20 protein-coding genes and 1 pseudogene are annotated in these 20,877 nt (G+C 51.0%); 20 read left to right on the top strand and 1 reads right to left on the bottom strand.

Features of this window, described 5'->3' with window-relative positions; all coding sequences use genetic code 11:
* Nucleotides 1–117 precede the first annotated feature (117 nt).
* From acrD to KKH3_RS18175, 20 genes and pseudogenes are all read left to right on the top strand, one after another.
* Complete coding sequence (gene acrD / locus KKH3_RS18265) at nucleotides 118–3,228, top strand: multidrug efflux RND transporter permease AcrD (RefSeq protein ID WP_039362967.1); 3,111 nt, start codon at nucleotides 118–120, stop codon at nucleotides 3,226–3,228.
* Between the two features lie 324 nt (nucleotides 3,229–3,552).
* Complete coding sequence (locus KKH3_RS18260) at nucleotides 3,553–4,032, top strand: Hcp family type VI secretion system effector (RefSeq protein WP_039362965.1); 480 nt, start codon at nucleotides 3,553–3,555, stop codon at nucleotides 4,030–4,032.
* A gap of 30 nt (nucleotides 4,033–4,062) precedes the next feature.
* Entirely contained in the window at nucleotides 4,063–4,764 is a 702-nt protein-coding gene (locus tag KKH3_RS18255; RefSeq protein ID WP_039362961.1) for a hypothetical protein, read from the top strand.
* Between the two features lie 60 nt (nucleotides 4,765–4,824).
* A complete protein-coding gene (locus tag KKH3_RS18250) occupies nucleotides 4,825–5,163 on the top strand; it encodes a hypothetical protein (RefSeq protein WP_234991540.1) in 339 nt (112 codons plus the stop codon).
* Between the two features lie 111 nt (nucleotides 5,164–5,274).
* Nucleotides 5,275–5,436 (top strand): annotated as a pseudogene (locus tag KKH3_RS22345) (efflux RND transporter permease subunit); the annotation flags it as partial.
* Between the two features lie 164 nt (nucleotides 5,437–5,600).
* A complete protein-coding gene (locus KKH3_RS18245; protein ID WP_039362957.1) occupies nucleotides 5,601–6,215 on the top strand; it encodes a LysE family translocator in 615 nt (204 codons plus the stop codon).
* A 130-nt stretch (nucleotides 6,216–6,345) separates the two neighbouring features.
* On the top strand, nucleotides 6,346–7,347 hold the full coding sequence (locus KKH3_RS18240) for a GlxA family transcriptional regulator (RefSeq protein WP_039364328.1): 1,002 nt from the start codon (nucleotides 6,346–6,348) through the stop codon (nucleotides 7,345–7,347).
* Between the two features lie 116 nt (nucleotides 7,348–7,463).
* Complete coding sequence (locus KKH3_RS18235; RefSeq protein WP_039362955.1) at nucleotides 7,464–9,209, top strand: alkaline phosphatase; 1,746 nt, start codon at nucleotides 7,464–7,466, stop codon at nucleotides 9,207–9,209.
* A 12-nt stretch (nucleotides 9,210–9,221) separates the two neighbouring features.
* Complete coding sequence (locus tag KKH3_RS18230) at nucleotides 9,222–9,701, top strand: hypothetical protein (protein WP_039362952.1); 480 nt, start codon at nucleotides 9,222–9,224, stop codon at nucleotides 9,699–9,701.
* Between the two features lie 8 nt (nucleotides 9,702–9,709).
* Nucleotides 9,710–10,402, top strand: coding sequence for an ABC transporter ATP-binding protein (locus KKH3_RS18225; RefSeq protein WP_039362949.1), 693 nt, complete (start codon nucleotides 9,710–9,712; stop codon nucleotides 10,400–10,402).
* The gene (locus KKH3_RS18220) at nucleotides 10,399–11,832 is read left to right on the top strand and encodes an FtsX-like permease family protein (protein ID WP_039362946.1); all 1,434 of its coding nucleotides are present in this window, start codon (nucleotides 10,399–10,401) and stop codon (nucleotides 11,830–11,832) included. Before KKH3_RS18225 ends, KKH3_RS18220 begins: the two co-directional genes overlap by 4 nt.
* A gap of 394 nt (nucleotides 11,833–12,226) precedes the next feature.
* Nucleotides 12,227–12,961, top strand: coding sequence for a carbapenem biosynthesis transcriptional regulator CarR (gene carR / locus KKH3_RS18215; RefSeq protein ID WP_052201390.1), 735 nt, complete (start codon nucleotides 12,227–12,229; stop codon nucleotides 12,959–12,961).
* A 180-nt stretch (nucleotides 12,962–13,141) separates the two neighbouring features.
* Complete coding sequence (gene carA, locus KKH3_RS18210) at nucleotides 13,142–14,653, top strand: carbapenam-3-carboxylate synthase (protein ID WP_039362943.1); 1,512 nt, start codon at nucleotides 13,142–13,144, stop codon at nucleotides 14,651–14,653.
* Nucleotides 14,654–14,655: 2 nt separating this feature from the next.
* Nucleotides 14,656–15,408 (top strand): carboxymethylproline synthase, encoded by a 753-nt coding sequence (gene carB, locus KKH3_RS18205; RefSeq protein WP_039362941.1) that lies wholly within the window; start codon nucleotides 14,656–14,658, stop codon nucleotides 15,406–15,408.
* Between the two features lie 14 nt (nucleotides 15,409–15,422).
* Nucleotides 15,423–16,244: a TauD/TfdA dioxygenase family protein gene (locus KKH3_RS18200; protein ID WP_039362938.1), complete on the top strand. Its 822-nt coding sequence runs from the start codon at nucleotides 15,423–15,425 to the stop codon at nucleotides 16,242–16,244.
* 54 nt (nucleotides 16,245–16,298) lie between these two features.
* Entirely contained in the window at nucleotides 16,299–17,429 is a 1,131-nt protein-coding gene (gene carD, locus KKH3_RS18195; RefSeq protein ID WP_039362934.1) for a carbapenem biosynthesis protein CarD, read from the top strand.
* Nucleotides 17,429–17,707: a 2Fe-2S iron-sulfur cluster-binding protein gene (locus KKH3_RS18190; RefSeq protein ID WP_039362932.1), complete on the top strand. Its 279-nt coding sequence runs from the start codon at nucleotides 17,429–17,431 to the stop codon at nucleotides 17,705–17,707. The genes carD and KKH3_RS18190 overlap by 1 nt, the downstream gene beginning before the upstream one ends.
* The gene (locus tag KKH3_RS18185; protein WP_234991539.1) at nucleotides 17,701–18,567 is read left to right on the top strand and encodes a formylglycine-generating enzyme family protein; all 867 of its coding nucleotides are present in this window, start codon (nucleotides 17,701–17,703) and stop codon (nucleotides 18,565–18,567) included. The genes KKH3_RS18190 and KKH3_RS18185 overlap by 7 nt, the downstream gene beginning before the upstream one ends.
* Nucleotides 18,557–19,090, top strand: coding sequence for a carbapenem self-resistance protein CarG family protein (locus KKH3_RS18180; RefSeq protein ID WP_039362929.1), 534 nt, complete (start codon nucleotides 18,557–18,559; stop codon nucleotides 19,088–19,090). Before KKH3_RS18185 ends, KKH3_RS18180 begins: the two co-directional genes overlap by 11 nt.
* Nucleotides 19,087–19,641 (top strand): hypothetical protein, encoded by a 555-nt coding sequence (locus tag KKH3_RS18175; protein ID WP_039362926.1) that lies wholly within the window; start codon nucleotides 19,087–19,089, stop codon nucleotides 19,639–19,641. The genes KKH3_RS18180 and KKH3_RS18175 overlap by 4 nt, the downstream gene beginning before the upstream one ends.
* A gap of 91 nt (nucleotides 19,642–19,732) precedes the next feature.
* On the opposite strand, the gene KKH3_RS18170 is transcribed toward KKH3_RS18175, so the two are convergent.
* Nucleotides 19,733–20,782 carry an asparaginase gene (locus tag KKH3_RS18170; protein WP_039362923.1) on the bottom strand — a complete coding sequence of 350 codons (1,050 nt, stop codon included), beginning with the start codon at nucleotides 20,780–20,782 and terminating at the stop codon, nucleotides 19,733–19,735.
* Nucleotides 20,783–20,877: the final 95 nt, after the last annotated feature.

Raw genomic sequence — 20,877 nt, 5'->3', positions numbered from 1 at the left:
CAGCATTATCCTGTGCACAGGGTTTTTCTCTGGGGTTAGTGAATCTATTCCTGTTGATAATAAGTGGGCTGCTCGTGAAGCAGCCACATCAAAATAGGGCTGAGGAGTGTAGAAGCGATGGCGAATTTTTTTGTCGACCGTCCCATTTTTGCGTGGGTGCTGGCTATCCTTCTCAGCCTGTGCGGTATGTTGGCCATCAAGTCATTGCCGCTGGAACAGTATCCCGATCTGGCTCCGCCTAGCGTGCGGATCACGGCGAGCTACCCCGGTGCATCGGCGCAGACGTTAGAAAATACCGTTACACAGGTTATCGAGCAGAGCATGACCGGGCTGGATAACCTGATGTACATGTCCTCGGACAGCAGCAATACCGGGCAAGCCAGAGTCATGCTGACCTTCGAGGCTGGCACCGATCCCGATGAAGCCCGCCAGCAGGTGCAAAACCAGCTTCAGTCCGCCACTCGCAAGCTGCCACAGGAAGTCCAGCAGCAGGGTGTCACTGTCAGCAAAACCGGCGATACCAATATCCTGATGGTCGCGTTTGTTTCTACCGATGGCAGCATGGACAAACAGGACATCGCCGATTACGTCGCAACCAATATTCAGGAGCCGATCAGCCGCATTAGCGGGGTGGGCGAGGTTGATTCCTATGGATCGCAGTATGCGATGCGCATCTGGCTGGATCCGGCCAAACTGATGGATTATGCACTGACGACCAGCGACGTAGTGCGGGCTATCGAATCGCAGAACAGTCAGGTGTCGGTAGGGCAGGTCGGCGGCGTGCCGTCGGTGGATAATCAGGCGCTGAACGCCACGATCAACGCGCAATCGTTGTTAGAGACGCCGCAGCAGTTTCGCGATATCACGCTGCGCGTCAATCAAGACGGCTCCGCCGTGACGCTCGGCAATGTCGCGGAAGTGGAGCTTGGTGCAGAGCGTTATGATTTTCTCAGCCGCTTCAACGGTCAGGCCGCCTCCGGTTTGGGGGTGAAGCTGGCGTCCGGTGCGAATGAGCTGGAAACCGATAAGCGCGTCAGAGAGCGTATTGAGGAACTGTCTCAGTACTTCCCGCATGGACTGGAAGCCAAAATCGCTTTCGAAACCTCCCCCTTTGTAAAAGCCTCGATCACCGATGTGGTGAAAACCCTGTTTGAAGCGGTGCTGCTGGTCTTTCTGGTGATGTACCTGTTCTTGCAGAATTTTCGCGCCACGCTGATTCCTACGATTGCGGTGCCGGTGGTGTTGCTCGGCACGTTTGCCGTGCTGTATGCCTTCGGTTTTAGCCTGAACACCCTGACGATGTTCGCGATGGTACTGGCGATTGGCCTGCTGGTCGACGATGCCATTGTGGTGGTGGAAAACGTAGAACGAGTGATGAGCGAAGAAGGGCTCTCGCCACGGGAGGCGACGCGAAAATCGATGAGGCAGGTGCAAGGGGCGCTAGTCGGGATTGCGCTGGTGCTGTCCGCCGTGTTTGTGCCGATGGCCTTCTTTGGCGGCACCACAGGGGCGATTTATCGCCAGTTCTCTATCACGATTGTGACCTCGATGATCCTGTCAGTACTGGTCGCGATGACGCTGACGCCCGCGCTGTGTGCGACGCTGCTCAAGCCGCTCGCCAAGGGTCAACACCACGGTCGCAAAGGGTTCTTCGGCTGGTTTAACCAGCACTTTACTCGTACGTCGCTGAAGTATGAGCGTGGCGTCGGCAAGATACTGATAAACAGCGGGCGCTGGCTGCTGCTGTATATGGGCATCATCGGGATGATGGCCTTCCTGTTTTTCCGGCTACCGACGTCGTTTCTTCCACAGGAAGATCGGGGTGTGTTCACGACACAAGTGCAACTCCCGCCGGGGTCGACGCAGCAGCAGACCTTACAGGTGGTCAACAAGATCGAGCAGTACTATCTCACGCAGGAAAAAGACACCGTGACGTCTGTGTTTTCCACCATCGGGTCAGGGCCGGGCGGAAACGGGCAGAACGTGGCGCGGCTGTTTGTGCGCCTGAAAGACTGGAGCGAGCGCACGACGCCGGAAAGTAGCTCCTTTGCCGTAATCGAACGCGCGACCAAAGCCTTTCGTCATATTAAGGAAGCGCGCGTGTTTGCCAGCAGCCCGCCGTCGATTAACGGTTTGGGCAGTGCCGCGGGGTTCGCTATGCAGTTACAGGATCTTGGTGGACTGGGGCACGATGCGTTGATGGACGCGCGAGATCAATTGCTGAACATGGCCGACAGCAATTCCGAACTGACGCGCGTGCGTCATAACGGTCTGGATGATAGCTCGCAGCTGCGGATTCATATCGATCAGCGCAAAGCACAGGCGCTGGGCGTGTCGATAGATGACATCAACAGCACGTTGAAAACGGGTTGGGGCTCGACCTATGTGAATGACTTCCTTGATCGTGGCAGAGTGAAGAAAGTCTACGTTCAGGCGGCGGCGAAGTTCCGTATGCTGCCGGACGACGTCAGTAAATGGTATGTGCGTAACAACAGCGGCGGCATGGTGCCATTCAGCGCCTTCGCTCAAACCTTCTGGGAAACAGGATCGCCGCGCCTTGAGCGTTACAACGGTTATTCCTCGCTGGAGATTGTCGGCGAGGCGACGCCGGGCGTCAGTACCGGTACGGCGATGGATGTCATGGAGTCGCTGGTGGCGAAGCTGCCGGAAGGGTTCGGGGTGCAGTGGACAGGCATGTCGTTACAGGAACGGCTAAGCGGGGCGCAGGCACCCGCGCTGTATGCGGTTTCGCTGCTGGTGGTATTTCTGTGTCTGGCCGCGCTCTATGAAAGCTGGACGGTGCCGTTCTCTGTCATGCTGGTGGTGCCGATGGGCGTGCTAGGGGCGCTGGTGGCAACCTGGGCGCGCGGTCTGGAAAACGATGTCTATTTTCAGGTTGGGCTACTGACAGTCGTCGGGCTATCGGCGAAGAACGCCATCCTGATCGTGGAATTCGCCAACGAAATGAACCAGAAAGGGAAGGATCTGGTTGAGGCCACGCTGGAGGCCTCCCGCCAGCGACTGCGGCCGATATTGATGACGTCACTGGCGTTTATCTTCGGCGTCCTGCCGATGGCTACCAGCAGCGGGGCGGGCTCGGCAAGTCAGCATGCGGTGGGAACGGGCGTGATTGGCGGTATGCTGGCCGCGACCTTCCTCGCTATTTTCTTCGTACCGCTGTTCTTTGTCGTCGTGCGCCGTCGCTTTCCGCTGAAGGAAAGGGCATGATGGAACCACAGTGGTTGCCTTCGTCATTAATCAAGACGAGTAATGCACTTGTCTGACTACTCTCTTAACGGTGCGTGGTCAGACAACAATTCCATCGTCTGTGTGTGATGCAATTAACCTGAAACCTGGCGAGTACATTCATTACAACGTGCTACCAAATAAATATGTGTAAAATTATTTATTCAATATTTTATAGTCATGCTCGTTAGATATGCGACTGCTAAGTAAAAGCAGTAATGATATTATCTTTGATCTTTAAAATAATTTATGATAAAAATTTATTTAGGATGTATTAATTTTCAAGGGAATGAATAGGAGTAGTAAATGGCTAGCATTATCTATTTAAAAATTAACGGTGAGAGACAAGGCCTCATATCGGCAGGCGCATCCTCGGTAGATTCGATTGGTAATAAATATCAATCAGGGCATGAGGATGAAATTTTCATATATGAGTTAATGAATCAATTTACGCGACTGGAAAATGTATCTCTTCATCCTGTTGATATAAGAAAACCAATAGATAAATCCACACCGCTTTTAGCTCAGGCTTTGAATGATAAAGAAAAATTAAATTGCGAATTTTTATTGTATAGAACTTCATCCTTAGGTGGATATGAAGTTTTTTTTAAAATATCTTTAAAAGATGCGATCGTTAACGATATTCGTTATTTTTATCCCAACTCATTAACGGATAATGACGGTCAACCTCAGGAAAATGTATCATTTAAGTTTTCATCAATAACATTGGAGCATGTTATTGCTCGTACGAGTACTTATATGCTATGGAGTGATTCAATTTATTGATTTTTAGAAAGCCAAGGACGGATAAAGTAAATGAGTAAGCGATCAGAAATATTGGATGTCAATCAGGTAATATCAGCGAAGTATGGTATCATTTACACCGAGCTATTAGGTTGGGTAGATTTGGGGCATGCATCAGGTGATGACATCAGGAGTGTTTTGTCTCAAATGGAATTAGGTGAAAGTAAGCTCGATAAGTTTTATCATATTCGTTATGAACAAAACATGTTCGTTAAACGAAAGATGGCTGGTACTGCTAAGTACAGTCTTTGGAAAATACGCCGAGGGCGCTTACTATCTGAACGCCATAGTATCGCTCTTGCTATGATGATGAGAACGGGCATAGCATTTGAAGGAATGCAAGATAGTTGGCCTTTTAGCTGGGCTACAGACAGTGGCTTTAGTGGAGAAGACCTTGTGTCCGATTTGCTTGGGTTTTATCGAGCAATCCATGGTAAAAATTATCTTTCTGACTTAAAACCTGTTAGCAAAAGTGAGTCAATTAAACGATGGGATTATTATGGCGCTATTGGAAATTTTAAGAATAAAGGGTTTAAGCCTTTGTTGTTTCCTGATCCATCAAAATCACCAAACGCAAGGCCTTATCTAGGTGAATTACCCAGTTTTATGAAATCAGTGAAGCCATATTCAAATTTCGATTCTGGTGATGTCGTAATTGTAAATGACAGTGATTTTGGAGTATATTTAAACAATAAGAGGGTCTATGGAGATTAATAAGGCGATTGTTTTTTTTTTGCTTTTATAGCGATGGTACTATGTGCATTAATTAAATTAATGACTATTGATAGTCTTTCTTATACAAAAGAAAATTGGTTTTATGACCATTTCTTCTCAATGGAAGTTATAAAGGAGACTCCCCTTGTCTCTCAGAACTATTACATAACCTATTCAGCCCATGATGGTAACAAACCTGAGACAAATATAATATTTTTTATGGGAACAGCTGACCAATCAAAATTGGAAGGATATTTGGTAGCTAAAGGGTTTATTCCTGAAAATATTGATGCTAATACTATCCGCTGGCGTTCGCTGTCTTATAGTGAATATGACGTTTATCTGAGTGTCTACCCTGATAAAAAAGAAATTATTATGGCGGCAGTCGCTCTTGATTAGGGGAAATATAACGACAGTGCTGGTTTTTGCTTTTATCCTCGTCAGACTTGAAGTTGTAGGTTCTCTGAGTTTTCCTGCTTACCCTATATTCTAAATAATTTAAGTTACGCGATGGCCACCAGCAGCGGGGCGGGCTCGGCAAGTCAGCATGCGGTGGGAACGGGCGTGATTGGCGGTATGCTGGCCGCGACCTTCCTCGCTATTTTCTTCGTGCCGCTGTTCTTTGTCGTCGTGCGCCGTCGCTTCCCGTTAAAAGAGAAGACGCCGGAATAGGATCAACAGCAATAATCGGTCGCCTGATGGTCTGGTTAAGCGCTTTCGTCTGTTAGCCGAATGGTGACTGATGTGATGTCCATAAATAACAATATTTAGTCCGAAATGTTCATTTCTTCGCGTTGCAGAGTTCGTTTTAATACCTCTGTAAAAGAGGAGATGTTATGGATATCCACGTATGGTTTTACTTTGCTCTCGCCTGCTGCGGCCTTGCTCTGACGCCGGGACCGAATGCGTTACTGGTCATCACACACAGTATCCGATTCGGGCCGGTGATAACCCTGTATACGATTTTGGGCGGAATACTGGCGTTCGCTTTGCTAATGATCGTGTCTATGTTTGGCATTGATGTCTTGCTTAAGACTTACCCTTCTTTCCTAACTTACATAAAATTGGCGGGCGGCATGTATCTTATCTGGCTGGGCTTAAAGCAATGGCGGTTAAGGACGCTGAATATGGGGGAGCCTGCTCAACTTATGGTATCGATAAATCGGTTGTCCCTCTTTACTCAGGGGGCCGCGTCGGCAGGGGCTAATCCAAAAGTATTCCTGTTTTTCGGGGCGTTTCTCACTCAGTTTATCGACCCGACAAAAGACACATTGCTGCAATTCGCCGTGATGGTCGCCACCTTTGCTGCCGTAGAGTTTCTGGCTGAACTGGCTATCAATCTGGCTGCGGGGCGATTCCGCTCTTACCTCGCGGCACATGGAAAAGCCTTTAGCATGATCTGCGGTACCATTTTTATCATGATTGGCGGAGTTGTACTGTTTATTAAATAAAGGGTGAGTTTTCCTGAACATGAGACCTTTTCCCAGTGCCTGTGCCACATTTTCCCGTTGAGGGTTAAAATAGGGTTATCTCTGTCTGGACTGCCTTGTAGCGATCCGCTTTTTTCTGAGCATGCGTAAAATGGTTACTCCTCAGGTAAAATTTGTTCTGCTGCTGATGCCGGGGTTTTCCCTTCTGTCAGTCGGCGGGTTTCTCGACAAGCTGCGGTTCTCCGGCGATGAGGAGGACTACAGCCGCCAATTGAACTGCACCTGGAAGTTGACTGCGCTGGATAACCAGCCCGTGACGGCAAGCTGTGGTGCTGTGCTTGTGCCAGACGAGGCGGTTTCAGTACGACAGCTCCATGCGGGGAAGTGTGATTACTTCGTGATCTTCGGTGGAAATATGCCGGAAAAAATCATGTCTGATACCGCCCCTTATCTTCCCTTACTGCGGCATCTCCGACGCCATCATATCCCCCTTGTGAGTGTCGATAATGCGGCGTTTCTTCTCGCCGAAACGGGGTTTTCCGGCAAGCGTATTCTTGTTCATTGGCGTCATTTCAGTGAATTTAAAGCGTTATTTCCGTCGATCGCGCCTGTTACAGACAAGAACGTCATGGAGGAAGGGCACGTCTATTCCTGTCCGGGAGGTAGTGCCACTATTGAGCTGGCGGCTTTTTTGCTGGAAAAGAAATTGGGAAGGGAAAGGGCGATCAAGGGGTTGTCAGATATGTTGGTCGGCGGGTTTGCGCCGCCCTCCAGCCTGACATGGAACAGCCCAGAGCTTGAAGATTCGCCGATGTCAGTTCGACGGGCGCTGATTATCATGCGCCAGAGTCTGGCAAGCAGGCTTAGTTCTGAGGACATAGCACAACGCAGCGGCCTGTCGCGTAGACAGCTGGATAGATCGTTGCAAAAGAGCATCGGCCGTACCATCCAGCAGGCGTATATGGAAATGAAGATCGCGCAGGCCTGTTGGCTGATGTTACGGACTTCCCGTACTTTGTCCCAAATTGCGGTAGATACCGGTTTTTCAGACCCCAGCCACCTGAGCCGTATTTTCCAGCAACATCTGGGACTGGCACCCGGAGAATGGCGGCGGCTGAATGCGTTTGAAATGCAAAAACCAGCAACATCCTGATTGCAGCTGTCATGAACAATAGATGCAGGTGCAATAATTTATGGTGAAATTCATCAAACTGTAAAAAAAGGTAACTACGTTATGTCCTGCTAAATGACGCAACCAAGGACATAACAATGAAAGCTCGCTGGTTACTGCCTTTACTGATTTCTGCTGCTTTACCGGGGATGGTGCAGGCTCAGGCTATTTATCCGATTGACCGCGCCACCATGCTGGCGGGCGGGAAATTCGATTTTAAAGTCGAGTTTGATGAAGTGCTTAAGCCACAAGATATTCGCATTCTGATTAACGGCAAAGATTACCAACAGGTGCTGGGCAAAACGGCCTCGTTTGTTGAGCGTGAAGATGGCGGCAACGCCTCCACGATCTGGCTGCGCGACGTGAGCCTGCCGGAAGCCGGTAAGTATGTGGTAGAAGCCGAAGCCAAAGGCAAAAAGACGCTGGTGAACTGGGAGGTTTATTCGGCGTCTGGTACGCGTAAAGCTAAAAACGTGATTCTGTTCATCGGCGATGGGCTGTCCGTTGCGCACCGTACTGGCGCACGCATCCTGTCCAAAGGGGTGACGGAAGGGAAAGCGGACGGTCGTCTGGCGATTGACGACCTGCAATATATGGCGTTTGCCGGTACGTCCAGTACCGACTCCATTGCGGCCGACAGCGCCAACACCATGAGCGCCTACATGACCGGTCACAAATCCGGTGTGAACGCGCTGGGGGTGTACGTTAGCCGCAGCAAAAATTCACTGGAACATCCGAAGCAGGAAACGCTGGGTGAGCTGCTGACCCGTTCTACCAAGATGTCTGTCGGCGTAGTCAGCGATGCTGAACTTCAGGACGCCACGCCAGCGGCAGTTGTCTCTCATACTCGCCGTCGTGCGGATAAAGCTGAAATCGTCGAGATGTTCTACAACGTGCAGCCTACCGTCATGCTGGGCGGCGGTTCTGCCTACTTCCTGCCAAAAAGCACGCCGGGCTCAAAGCGTAAAGACGAAACCAACTACGTTGAGAAATTCCAGCAGGCGGGTTATTCACTGGTGACCGATGCGGATTCACTGAAGAAAAACGCGGCACAGGCGACGAAGCTGCTGGGGCTGTTCCACACTGGCAACATGGATGGTGTGATGGATCGTCGTTTCCTGAAAAACGACGTTGCCAGGAAATTCCCGAACCAGCCTGACCTGACGGACATGACGCAGGCGGCGCTGGATGTGCTGTCCAAAAATCAGGATGGCTTCTTCCTGATGGTGGAATCGGCGTTGATCGACAAAGCTTCTCACCCGCTGGATTGGGAACGCGCTTTCACTAACACCATCATGCTGGATCAGTCTGTTGCCATCGCCAAGAAATTCGCCGAGAAAAACCCGGATACGATGATTATCGTGACGGGTGACCATACGCATGGTCTGTCTATCATCGGTACGGTGGATGACAACAAGCCTGGCACCGAGATGCGTGAGAAAGTCGGCGTGTATGAAGATGCAGGCTACCCAAACTATCAGGATGCCAACAAAGACGGCTACCCGGATGATCTGAACGTGTCTAAACGTCTTGCCGTGTTCTTCAACAACTTCCCGGATTATTACGAAACGTTCCGTCCGAAGCTGGATAACCAGTTCGTTCCTGCTATCAAGAACGAAAAAGACGAATACGTTGCCAACAAAGCCTACGAAAAAGTACCGGGTGCGGTATTCCGTGAAGGGATCCTGCCTCGCTCTTCCGATACGGGCGTTCATGCCGTTGACGATATGGTGATTCAGGCCAGCGGCCCCGGTGCTGAACGCATTCGTGGCTATATGGAAAACACCGATCTGTTCCGGGTGATTGTTGATGCACTGGCGGTGAAACCGCAGGACAAAAAGTAACCCTACGACGCTATGAATAATGCGAAATGCAGCAAAGCGGGGGCAACCCCGCTTTTATTCTCCTGGCTGCGTACGGTGCTGGCGATCTTCCTCCTCGGTGGAATCATCCCAGCGAAAGCCGCACAGCCTGAACTCTCCTTCGATAAGCTGTACGCCTCTTACGGTGTGCTGGGTCTGGAATTCTCCAATGACGTCAAAGCACTCTCTGGTAAGCGGGTCACGATGCGCGGTTTTATGGCACCGCCGCTCAAGGCGGAATCACAATTCTTTGTCTTAACCAAAATGCCGATGGCGCTGTGCCCCTTCTGTTCGTCTGATGCGGACTGGCCTGAAGATATTGTCGTCGTCTATCTCGCCAAACGTCAGACCTTCGTACAGAACAACACCATGATTGAAGTTGAAGGCGTGCTGGAACACGGTTCGTGGACCGATCCTGAAACGGGTTTTGTCAGCCTGCTGCGACTGCGTGAAGCCACGTTCGATACCCTTTAGGAGCGCCGATGGCGGAGCTATTGATTCAACACCTGAGTGTGACCTTCCCCGATACATCCGAGGCGGTGCTGGATATTCCCGCGCTGTCGATGCGTTCTGGCGAGCGGGTTGCGGTGATGGGGCCTTCCGGCTCCGGTAAGACCACGCTGGTGAATGCCATCACCGGGATGGATCACAGCGGAACGGGCTGTGTGCAGTGGGAAAAGCAGGATATCTGGCAGATGAACGAAGCGGAGCGCGACCGCTGGCGGGCACAACACATCGGGTTGGTAATGCAGGATTTCCATCTTTTCCCCGGCCTGAGTGCGATAGAGAACGTCTTACTACCTGCGCAGTTTCACCACTGGCGGATCCCGGCGGCGCTCAGGCAGCGGGCAGCAGATCTGCTGGCGCAGGTCGGGCTGGATACCGCGAAACGTCCGATTGAAGTGTTATCACGCGGCGAGAAGCAGCGGGTTGCGGTCGCGCGAGCCCTGCTCAGCAAGCCGGACATCATCGTCGCCGATGAACCCACGGCGAGTCTGGATGCGCAGAGTGGCGAGCAGATTGCTGACCTGCTGGTGACGCTGGCGCGCGATAGCCGTGCGACGCTGATTGCCATTACGCACGATGCGCGTCTGGCATCGCAGATGTCGCGCCGTATTCAACTGGAAAAAGGACGCCTCGTGGCGGACACGCAGTATCAGGAGGATCGTGCATGATTCCTTGGCGTCTTATCTGGGTCGACTGGCGTCGGCTCTGGCCGGGTGTGCTGGTTGTGGTGTTGCTGATCGCGACGGCGACGGCGTTGAGTATTTCAGTGAGTTTGCAGGAAAGGGCGCTGCGTATGGGGAGCGCCAAAGCGGCTGACCGTTTTGATCTGGTGATCGGTGCGCCGGGGAGTGAAACCCAACTGGTGCTGTCGTCCGTGTTCCTGCAACCGTCGGCGCTGACGCTGATCCCCGCACAGGTGCTGACCGATCTGGAGAAGAACCCGCTGGTGGCGTGGGCGGCCCCGGTGGCGTTTGGTGATTTCTATCAGGGGATGCCGATTGTTGGCACCACGTCGCCACTGGTCACGGATAACGGCAAGCGACAACTCACCGCCGGACGCGTGTTCAACGACGGCTTCGAGGCCGTGGTGGGAGCGCAAACGGGGCTGACGATAGGGAGTACATTTAGCCCGATTCATGGTCAGGTGGGTACGGAAGGGGCGCACGCGCACGATGACGTCACCTACACTGTGGTCGGTGTGTTGCCTGCTGACGGCAGCGCGTGGGATAAAGCGATTCTGGTACCGGTGAACGCGGTGTGGCGGGTGCACGGCATCCATCCACCGCATGGTGTGGACGATGATGGTGCGGACGATGCGCATCACGATGATCACGACCATGACGAACATGCCGATCATGAGACGCATGAGCATGAGGGGGAACATGACGGCCATGCACACGATCATGATGAAACCGCACATGCGCAAGGTGAGCATCACAACGACGCTCATCCAGCGGAAGGCGCGGAAAGTGATGATCATCATGCTGATGTCGCTCAGCCAGTAACGGCTTCACACGATGACGAGCACGGCGAAGCAGAAGCGCATGGACACGCGCATCAGGCGGGCTTGCCTGCGATTGTCGTTAAACCGAAAACGATCGCGGGTGCCTATCAACTGCGGTCACTGTATCGTAGTAACACGACGCTGGCGGTGTTCCCCGGCGAAGTGCTGGTGAAGCTGTACTCGATGTTGGGTGATATTCGTGAGCTGCTGACCTATATCTCGCTGGGCACGCAAGGGTTAGTCGGCGTCGCGGTGGCGATGGTGGCGGTTATCCACCTGCGGCAGCGGCAGAAACAGATTGGCGCACTCCGTGCCTTTGGCGCACCGCGCTACGGTATTTTCACGCTGATTTGGAGCGGGCTGATGTCGTTGGTGAGCGTTGGCGTGCTGCTGGGCGTCGGCCTGGGTTATCTTGCCGCGCGTGCAATTGCGGTGGTCATGAGCGAGAAAAGCGGCTTTGTCCTGCCGGTGACGCTGGAATGGGAAGACATCCACTTCGTCCTGCTCCTGTTGCTGGTCGCCGCCGTGGTTCTCACTATCCCCGCGATGCTGTCTTATCGCCAATCTCCTGCAACGGCACTACGCGGTGAGTAATGGCGTTGCGACGCAGTCGCAAAACTAGGCTGTAGTGGCATCGGACGTATCGTTTCTGCGTCCGATGCTGTTGTTTCCTTACCTATTCACCCCTTCCGATTCCCATACTCACTAAATAGCCTGCGTCCCTTCGGTATTATGGCTTGGAGCCAGTAACGGACAGTCATATTATTACTTATTTCTATAAATAATATTTTCAATAATAGTAACTATGTCAATTATTATTGAATTGGATTATGTATATAAAATGTTGACTGCTTGTATCTTAATTGATAACTTTCGCCCTTGTTAAATCTTAGTGATTATATCTGGTATAACTAAAAATAATTATATTTACTCTCTGGGAAATAGTTGATCTTTTAATCTTCGAGCAAAGTCGGTAAGAGAGGGTAACATGGATCATGAAATCCATTCGTTTATCAAAAGGAAGTTGAAAGGAGTCGGCGATGTATGGTTTTCTTATTTTATGATGAGTAAAAACTCTACCAGCCAACCTTATATTATTTCGAATTATCCAGAAGCATGGATGAAGGAGTATATAAAAAAAGAGATGTTTCTGAGTGATCCTATCATTGTTGCCTCATTAGCTCGGATCACGCCATTTTCCTGGGATGATAATGATCTTGTGACGCTAAGAGCCAAGAATCAGGATGTCTTTATTTCTTCTGTACAGCACGATATAAGTTCAGGTTATACCTTTGTTTTGCACGACCATGACAATAATGTGGCGACACTGAGTATAGCGAATCACCTGGAAGATGCGAATTTCGAAAAATGTATGAAAAATCATGAAAATGATTTACAGATGTTACTGGTGAATGTACATGAAAAAGTGATGGCCTATCAGCGAGCTATCAACGACCAAGATAATCCCCCCGATAATTCAAGAAACGCCTTACTCTCCCCGCGTGAAACCGAAGTGCTTTTCCAGGTTAGTAGTGGACGAACTTACAAAGAGGTTTCTCGTATATTAGGTATCAGTGAGGTCACCGTTAAGTTCCACATTAACAACTCAGTTCGTAAGTTGGATGTTATCAATTCCCGCCATGCTATAACTAAAGCACTTGAGTTAAATCTTTTCCATTCCCCTTGTGAATCTGTCGTGATGAAGCATATGGATACCCGCTAGCGTGTATTAATACTTGCTATTAGGGAGGAACCTATCCAAAAGAATAGTTACTCCCTATCTAAAAGAAATACAGTAGCTGAACTTTTACACGGTTAATATTTACCTTTGCCTTTTCTATGATACGTGACGAATACAAACGTTGTTTTCTCTCATGTTGTTATTAAGGTAAGGGTTATTACTGTGAGCAATAGTTTTTGCGTTGTTTATAAAGGTTCTGATACCGATATAAATAATATCCAACGCGACTTCGACGGAAAGGGCGAAGCATTATCTAATGGCTATCTTTTTATCGAACAGAATGGCCATTATCAGAAGTGTGAGATGGAAAGAGGATCGGCCTACCTAATAGGCTCGCTGTACAATCGGACGTTTCTGAGCGGATTGGCCGGCGTGTGGGAAGGCGAGGCTTATCTGGCAAATGATGCCGAGCTGTTAGCGTTGCTGTTCACGCGTCTGGGAGCGAATGCACTGGCGCTGGCTGAAGGTGATTTCTGCTTTTTCATTGATGAACCAAACGGCGAATTGACGGTGATTACCGAGTCGCGTGGTTTCTCGCCGGTTCATGTTGTACAGGGAAAAAAAACCTGGGTGACCAACAGCTTGAAACTGGTGACTGCGGCAGAAGGTGAGAATACGCTGTGGTTTGAAGAGGAGGCGTTGGTGTGTCAGTCGCTGATGCGGGCGGATACCTATACGCCGGTGAAAAATGCGCAGCGTCTTAAACCAGGTGCGGTGCACGTCCTTACGCACGATAGCGAAGGGTATTCTTTCGTTGAAAGCCGCACGCTGACCACACCCGCCAGCAACCAATTGTTAGCGCTTCCGCGTGAACCGCTGCTGGCATTGATTGAGCGCTACCTTAATTCGCCGCTTGAGGATTTGGCGCCCCGCTTTGATACCGTAGGTATTCCCTTATCCGGCGGTCTGGATTCCAGCCTGGTAACGGCACTCGCCAGTCGTCATTTCAAAAAGTTGAATACGTATTCGATTGGTACGGAACTCAGCAATGAGTTTGAGTTTTCTCAACAGGTTGCTGATGCACTCGGTACACATCATCAGGTGAAAATTCTGTCCGAAACCGAGGTGATCAACGGCATCATCGAATCCATCTATTACAACGAAATATTTGACGGCTTATCCGCTGAAATCCAATCCGGGTTGTTCAATGTCTATCGTCAGGCGCAGGGGCAGGTGTCTTGCATGCTGACCGGATATGGTTCCGACCTGCTCTTTGGCGGCATACTGAAGCCGGGAGCGCATTATGATAATCCGAACCAGCTACTTGCCGAGCAAGTGTACCGGACGCGTTGGACGGGGGAGTTTGCTACCCACGGTGCTTCCCGTTACGGCATTGATATTCGCCACCCCTTCTGGAGCCATTCCTTAATCTCTCTGTGTCATGCGCTACATCCTGATTACAAAATTTTCGACAACGAAGTCAAAAATATCCTGCGTGAATACGCCGATTCGCTGCAATTGCTGCCGAAAGACATTGTCTGGCGCAAGAAAATCGGCATTCACGAAGGTTCCTCCGTCAATCAGGCCTTTGCGAATGTTCTTGGCTCAACGGTTGATAACTACCAGACCAAAAGTCGCTTTACCTACCGTGTTTATCAAGCCTTCCTCCGTGGCCGTCTCTCCATTACAGATGTGACGCCATCTCAGCTTAAAGAACTGATTAAAAAGGATTAACTATGGTTTTGGAAGAGAATTTCGGTGAGGTCCGGGTGATCACACTCGATCATCCTAACAAGCATAACCCCTTTAGTCGTTCGCTGGAAACCAGCGTGAAGGACGCGCTGGCGCGAGCCAACGCTGACGACAGTGTGCGAGCTGTCGTGGTGTATGGCGGAGCCGAGCGTTCCTTTTCCGCTGGCGGAGATTTCAACGAAGTTAAGCAGCTATCGCGCAGTGAGGACATCGAAGAATGGATTGACCGCGTGATTGATTTGTATCAGGCCGTCCTGAATGTGCATAAACCGACGATTGCAGCGGTGGATGGCTATGCGATTGGTATGGGGTTCCAATTCGCGCTGATGTTTGACCAGAGACTGATGGCGTCGACAGCAAGTTTTGTGATGCCGGAACTTAAGCATGGTATCGGGTGCTCGGTTGGGGCGGCCATCCTGGGGTTCACCCACGGATTTAGCACAATGCAGGAAATCATCTACCAGTGCCAGTCGCTCGATGCTCCACGCTGTGTGGACTATCGGCTGGTTAATCAGGTGGTGGAGAGCAGTGCGCTGCTGGATGCCGCTATCACACAGGCGCACGTTATGGCCAGCTACCCGGCTTCTGCATTCATCAATACGAAGCGAGCGGTCAACAAGCCGTTCATCCATCTACTGGAACAAACCCGTGACGCTTCCAAAGCTGTCCATAAGGCAGCGTTCCAGGCTCGTGACGCTCAGGGACATTTCAAAAATGTGCTTGGCAAAAAATACTGAGGATAAGGAAGAAAATGAGCGAAATAGTGAAGTTTAATCCGATCATGGCGTCCGGTTTTGGCGCGTATATCGATCATCGGGACTTTCTCGAAGCCAAGACAGAAACGATTAAAAACTTACTGATGCGTCAGGGATTTGTCGTGGTCAAAAACCTCGATATTGATGGTGACACATTCCGCGATATCTACTCGGCTTACGGAACGATTGTAGAGTATGCGGATGAAAAAATCGGCGTAGGCTTCGGCTATCGCGATACGTTGAAGCTGGAAGGGGAAAAAGGAAAAATCGTTACCGGACGTGGTCAACTTCCTTTCCACGCTGACGGTGGCCTGCTGCTGTCACAGGTGGATCAGGTTTTCCTCTACGCGGCCGAAATTAAAAACGTCAAATTCCGTGGTGCAACAACGGTATGCGACCATGCTCTGGCCTGTCAGGAAATGCCGGCTCACCTGCTGCGCGTTCTGGAAGAGGAAACATTCGAAGTTCGTGTGCTGGAGCGAGGCTATTACGTGGATGTTTCTCCAGACGGTTGGTTCAAGGTGCCAGTCTTCACCGATCTGGGATGGGTCAGAAAGATGCTGATTTATTTCCCATTTGACGAAGGACAACCGGCTAGCTGGGAGCCGCGGATTGTCGGTTTCACCGAGCATGAAACCCATGCATTCTTCCAGGAACTCGGGGCGTTTTTAAAACAGCCGCGCTACTACTACAAACACTTCTGGGAAGATGGTGACCTGCTGATTATGGACAACCGTCGTGTCATTCATGAGCGTGAAGAGTTTAACGATGACGACATCGTACGTCGTTTGTATCGCGGACAAACCGCCGATATCTAACTCTCATGATTCCGGCGCGAAAACGTGCCGGATTGATATGGATCTGGAACCATCATGCCTAACGATCTTTACGCTATCTACAATCGTTACACGTCAAGGACCTTGTTTTTTAAATACTGTGCGACAGCAACGCTAACACACAAGCTGACACGTCGGCTGTCGCTTTTTACGTTGAAAAAGTGCCTTGCCCGGCCACGGGGACGCCTTTTCTCTCTGGTTAACAGCATTTACTTTGGCGGAGAAACGCTGGAAGAGGTTCAGAGTACAGCAACTTTTCTGGCCCGCTCTGGCATTGCTTGCGTATTGGACTACGCCGTGGAAGGGGAAAATGATGAGACGCAGTTCGATAAAGCGATGGAAAATACACTGCGCCTTATCGAGATGTCGCAGCAGACGGATAGCCTGCCTTTTGTCGTGATCAAACCGTCGTCGCTGGGGAGTGCTGCCGTGTATGCCCGGCTAAGCGAAGGATTAGCGCTGGATGAAATATCCGCTAGCGCGTGGTCACGCATCGTCGCGCGTTTCTCACACCTATTCGACTATGCCCGCTCCCATGGCGTGCGTGTGATGGTTGACGCGGAGCAAACCGCGATTCAGCCCGCGGTAGATCGTCTGGTTCTGGACATGATGCGTGAGTTTAATCGCGATAGCGCGGTGATCACGCTGACGCTGCAATTTTATCTGAAGGATCAACTGCGTTTTCTTGATGAGTGCTATCAGCAAGCCTGTCAGGATAATTTCCTGCTGGGCGTGAAAGTCGTGCGCGGTGCTTATCTGGAAGAAGAGAAACGCGTGAACGGTGGCGTACGCTGTTTTGCGACCAAGCAGGAAACCGATCGTAGTTATAACGCGGCGGTGGACTATATTGCACAACGCTTAGATCGAATAGCCCCGTTTTTTGCCACGCACAATGAGGAAAGCCTCGCATTGATTATGAAAAATGAGTCGCTACGGGCGGGGCGAACCTGGGTAGGTCAGCTTTACGGGTTGGGCGATCATATTACTTATTCGCTGCTGCAAACCGGTTTTCGCGTTTGCAAATACTTGCCTTACGGTCCACTCGATAAGTCGTTGCCCTATTTACTCCGCAGGATTGAAGAGAACGCGGTTGCCTCGGCAACCTTCAAAAAGGAAAATAAACTCTTGCAGAAGGAGTTGCTGCGCCGTCTCGTGGGAGGGATGTAATGTCAAAATTTCACTGTCATATCCGCGATAGTGCTATCGATTTTCCGATATCGGAGGATGAAAGCGTGCTCAGTTCAGCCTATGAAGCGGGTGTCGAACTGCCTTATCGTTGTGCCTCCGGCTACTGTGGCGTATGCAAAGTGCGTCTGACATCCGGCAACGTCAACATGGATCATTCGGGTGGGATCTCGCGTAAAGATATCGCTGATGGTTACATTCTGCCTTGCTGCTCCGTGCCACTTTCTAACATCGAAATTGAACCTGTATCGTCATGCTGAAGAAAACGCTAATCGTTGGGCTGTTCTGTGCCTTTCCCCTCTTAGTGGCTCAAGCAGAGAATGCTGTTCCCGATGAGGTGGTGGTTAAAGGGGGCAATTTCTATGTTGGGTCGGTCTTCGGAGCAGAGGACTATGCCGCCCATACCAACACGTCTGTTGCATCTTTTGCCATCACGAAAACGGAAATCACCTATCAGCAATACCATGCTTTGCTGGAGTGGGCTGATGCGCACGGTTATAAGCTCAGCGGTGGTTGTAACGGTGCCACTTTTGAAGATTGCCTGCCGCCTGAACAGGACGGCGGCCTTCATCCTGTCACGAATGTGTCGTGGTGGGATGCGGTGATTTTCGCTAATGCGCTGAGTGAACGGGAACGGCTGCCGCCTTACTATCTGACAGTAGACGGCAAAACGCTAAAGCACGCGCCGGATGATGGCAGTGAAAAAGTCATACGTGAGAATCCGCAGGCTTCGGGTTACCGTTTGCCAACGCTGGCGGAATGGCAAGTGGCAGCCAGAGGCGGAAAGAAGGCGCTGACGCAGGGGACGTATGGACAGCGCTATGCTGGTAGCGAACAGCCCGACAGTGTGGCGCATTTTCCTTCTGACTCTCAATCATTCGGCACGGTGCCTGTGGCCTCGAAGCGCCCCAATGCTCTGGGGCTTTACGATATGAGCGGCAATGTGTCCGAGTGGCTGAATGAATCTTATGCGGTGGAGGGCGGCAAAACGATGTACTACTTTTGCGGCGGAAGTTATCTCGAACGGACTCACAGTCTGGCAAGCTGCGATCTGCACACGCCCGGTTTTTTCATGCCGGATATTGGTTTTCGACTAGTAAGGACACTTGATGGTCAATAAATTCGTAGGGTGGCTGGCGCTCTGTGCCATCAGCAGCACGGCTGGCGCACTATCCCCTGTGACGTTAAAAGATGGCATCAATCGGGTAGATCTCAATCAGGACGGCGGTAAGGATTATGTCGTCGTCGCTCAGTTTGACAACAATACCTCGCACACCAATCTCGGCATGACTTTCTTTGTACGACGCCCAGACGGCGGGCACAGTATTATGCCGGTTGCCAACAGTAATACGTTTACCTGGTTCGACTACCGGTTATCGGCCGCAGCGGACTTTTTGGTGCAGGATAATCGGTTGTTTGTGTCTGGAAAGCATTACTTTCTGATTACGGCGAGGAAGCAAGGGGAAAACGTTTTTGATCCCACGAAGGTTATTTTAACGATTTACGACTTTAAAGCCTCACGGGACGATCCCGGTGTGCCGCTCTATGAATGGTCGGAGCGCAAGCGTGTGGTAACACAAAATACCTACCAATCGGTGGACGAGGCCTACAAGGAAGTGAATGAGGCGATGCTGGCAAAATGAAAATATCGGTATTCATCGCAGCAGGGATGTTGTTCCCCCTCTGTGCGTTGGCACAGCTTAGTGAGCAGGATTACCAGCAACGCGTACAGGAGTTTTTTGATGCAGAACCGCCGCTGTGTCTGGGCGAGAAGCAGTGGCCGGTTCATAGTCCTAAAGGTGATTCCCCCTGGAACAGTGGACGTTTGAATGCGCTAGTGGAAGCAAAGTTGGCGCACGAGACGCCTGAAGGAACAGGCAAAGTATACCGTTTATCCCCTGTAGGAGAGAAGAATTGGCGTCAATATGGTGACCTGTGCTACGGCCGTATGCAGGTAAGTCGTATTGAGAAAATCGATCGCGTGAACCAGGAATTGACGGTGGTGTACTTCACGTATCGTCTGACCTCATTGGAGGACTGGGCGTACAATCGCTCATTACGCTTTGCATTTAGCGAACTGGATAACCTTGTCGGCGGCATGGAAACCACGCGCTATTCGGCCACGATTCGTGAGACGTTGGGCGGAGCCGCCAAGTTGCAGGACTATCCCGTGCCGGTTGAGCTGGATTACTAACGCGATCATAGTGAAAACGTACGTTGTTGTGAAAAGGTATCCCGACCGACTGGAACGAAGGGATACCTTACTATGACGGTTTACCCTGCGATTACTGCTCGAAATAGGTGCGGATTTTCTCGATGTCGTCGCCGTTAGATAACGCCAGCGAAAGCAGAATGCGTGCTTTCTGCGGGTTGTAGAATCCGCTGCCGATAGCGCCATCTTTCTTCTTATCGGTTACATAGCCGTTGCCAGTGCGTGTGCTGATCACTACCGGGATGCCTTTAGCGACCGCTTTCTTGATGTCTTCTTTGATTCGTGTTGGCGTAGAGCCGTTACCGCTACCGGCGATAATGATACCTTTTGCACCCTGTTCAATCGCGGCATTCAGCAGACCACTGTCTTGATCCTGATAGCCATAGAGAATGTCGACCTTCGCCAGCGTCTCCTTACTGCTTACGTCAAAGAACGGTTTGTTTTCGGGGGCGGCTGGCTGGTAAAAGAAGCGCGGAACGCCGCCGTAGAATGCCCCCAGATAGCCCTGTTCATTGGCTTTGAAAGTATCCAACGACGTGGCATTGGTTTTGGTCGTGTAGAAGGCGGAGCCGATACGATCGTTCAGCAGCACCATTGCACCGCGTTTTTCTGCGTTCTTGCTGGTTGCCAGCGTAACGGCTTCCAGCAGGTTCATCGAACCGTCAGCACTGATGGCGGTGGCGGGACGCATTGCGCCGACGATAACGACGGGCTTTTCGCTTTTTACCGTCAGATCCAAAAAGAACGCGGTCTCTTCCAGCGTATCAGTGCCGTGAGTAATGACGACGCCATGTGTATTTGTATCGCCTAGCTGTTTGTTAATCGCTTTAGATAGCTTCAACAAAATGGCTTGATCGATATTCCCACTGGCGGTGTTAGCGATTTGCTCGCCCGTCACCGTCGCGACATCGCCGATAGCCGGTACGGCGTTCAATAGCTCCTGAATGCCAATTGCACCTGCCTGATAGCCTGTCGTCGCCGTATTGGATTCTGCCTTTCCGGCGATGGTGCCGCCGGTTGCGTATATCGTGACGCCAGGTTTGGCGTCATCGGCCAACAGTGCATGAGATGACAGCATCAGGCAAGCGGCAGTGATGGTGCGGGCGATGGATGAGAGTTGCATTGGCAGGTCCTTGTTTTTGTAATGGGAAAGCAAGAACAAAGCAACTTCTATACCAATGTTTATTTGTCTGTTAGCCAGCTAATTAATTGCGAATA

The organism is Pectobacterium actinidiae (assembly GCF_000803315.1).
In the GTDB taxonomy this organism is placed as follows: Bacteria; Pseudomonadota; Gammaproteobacteria; order Enterobacterales; family Enterobacteriaceae; genus Pectobacterium; species Pectobacterium actinidiae.
This window is presented reverse-complemented; position numbering and strand designations above follow the sequence as displayed.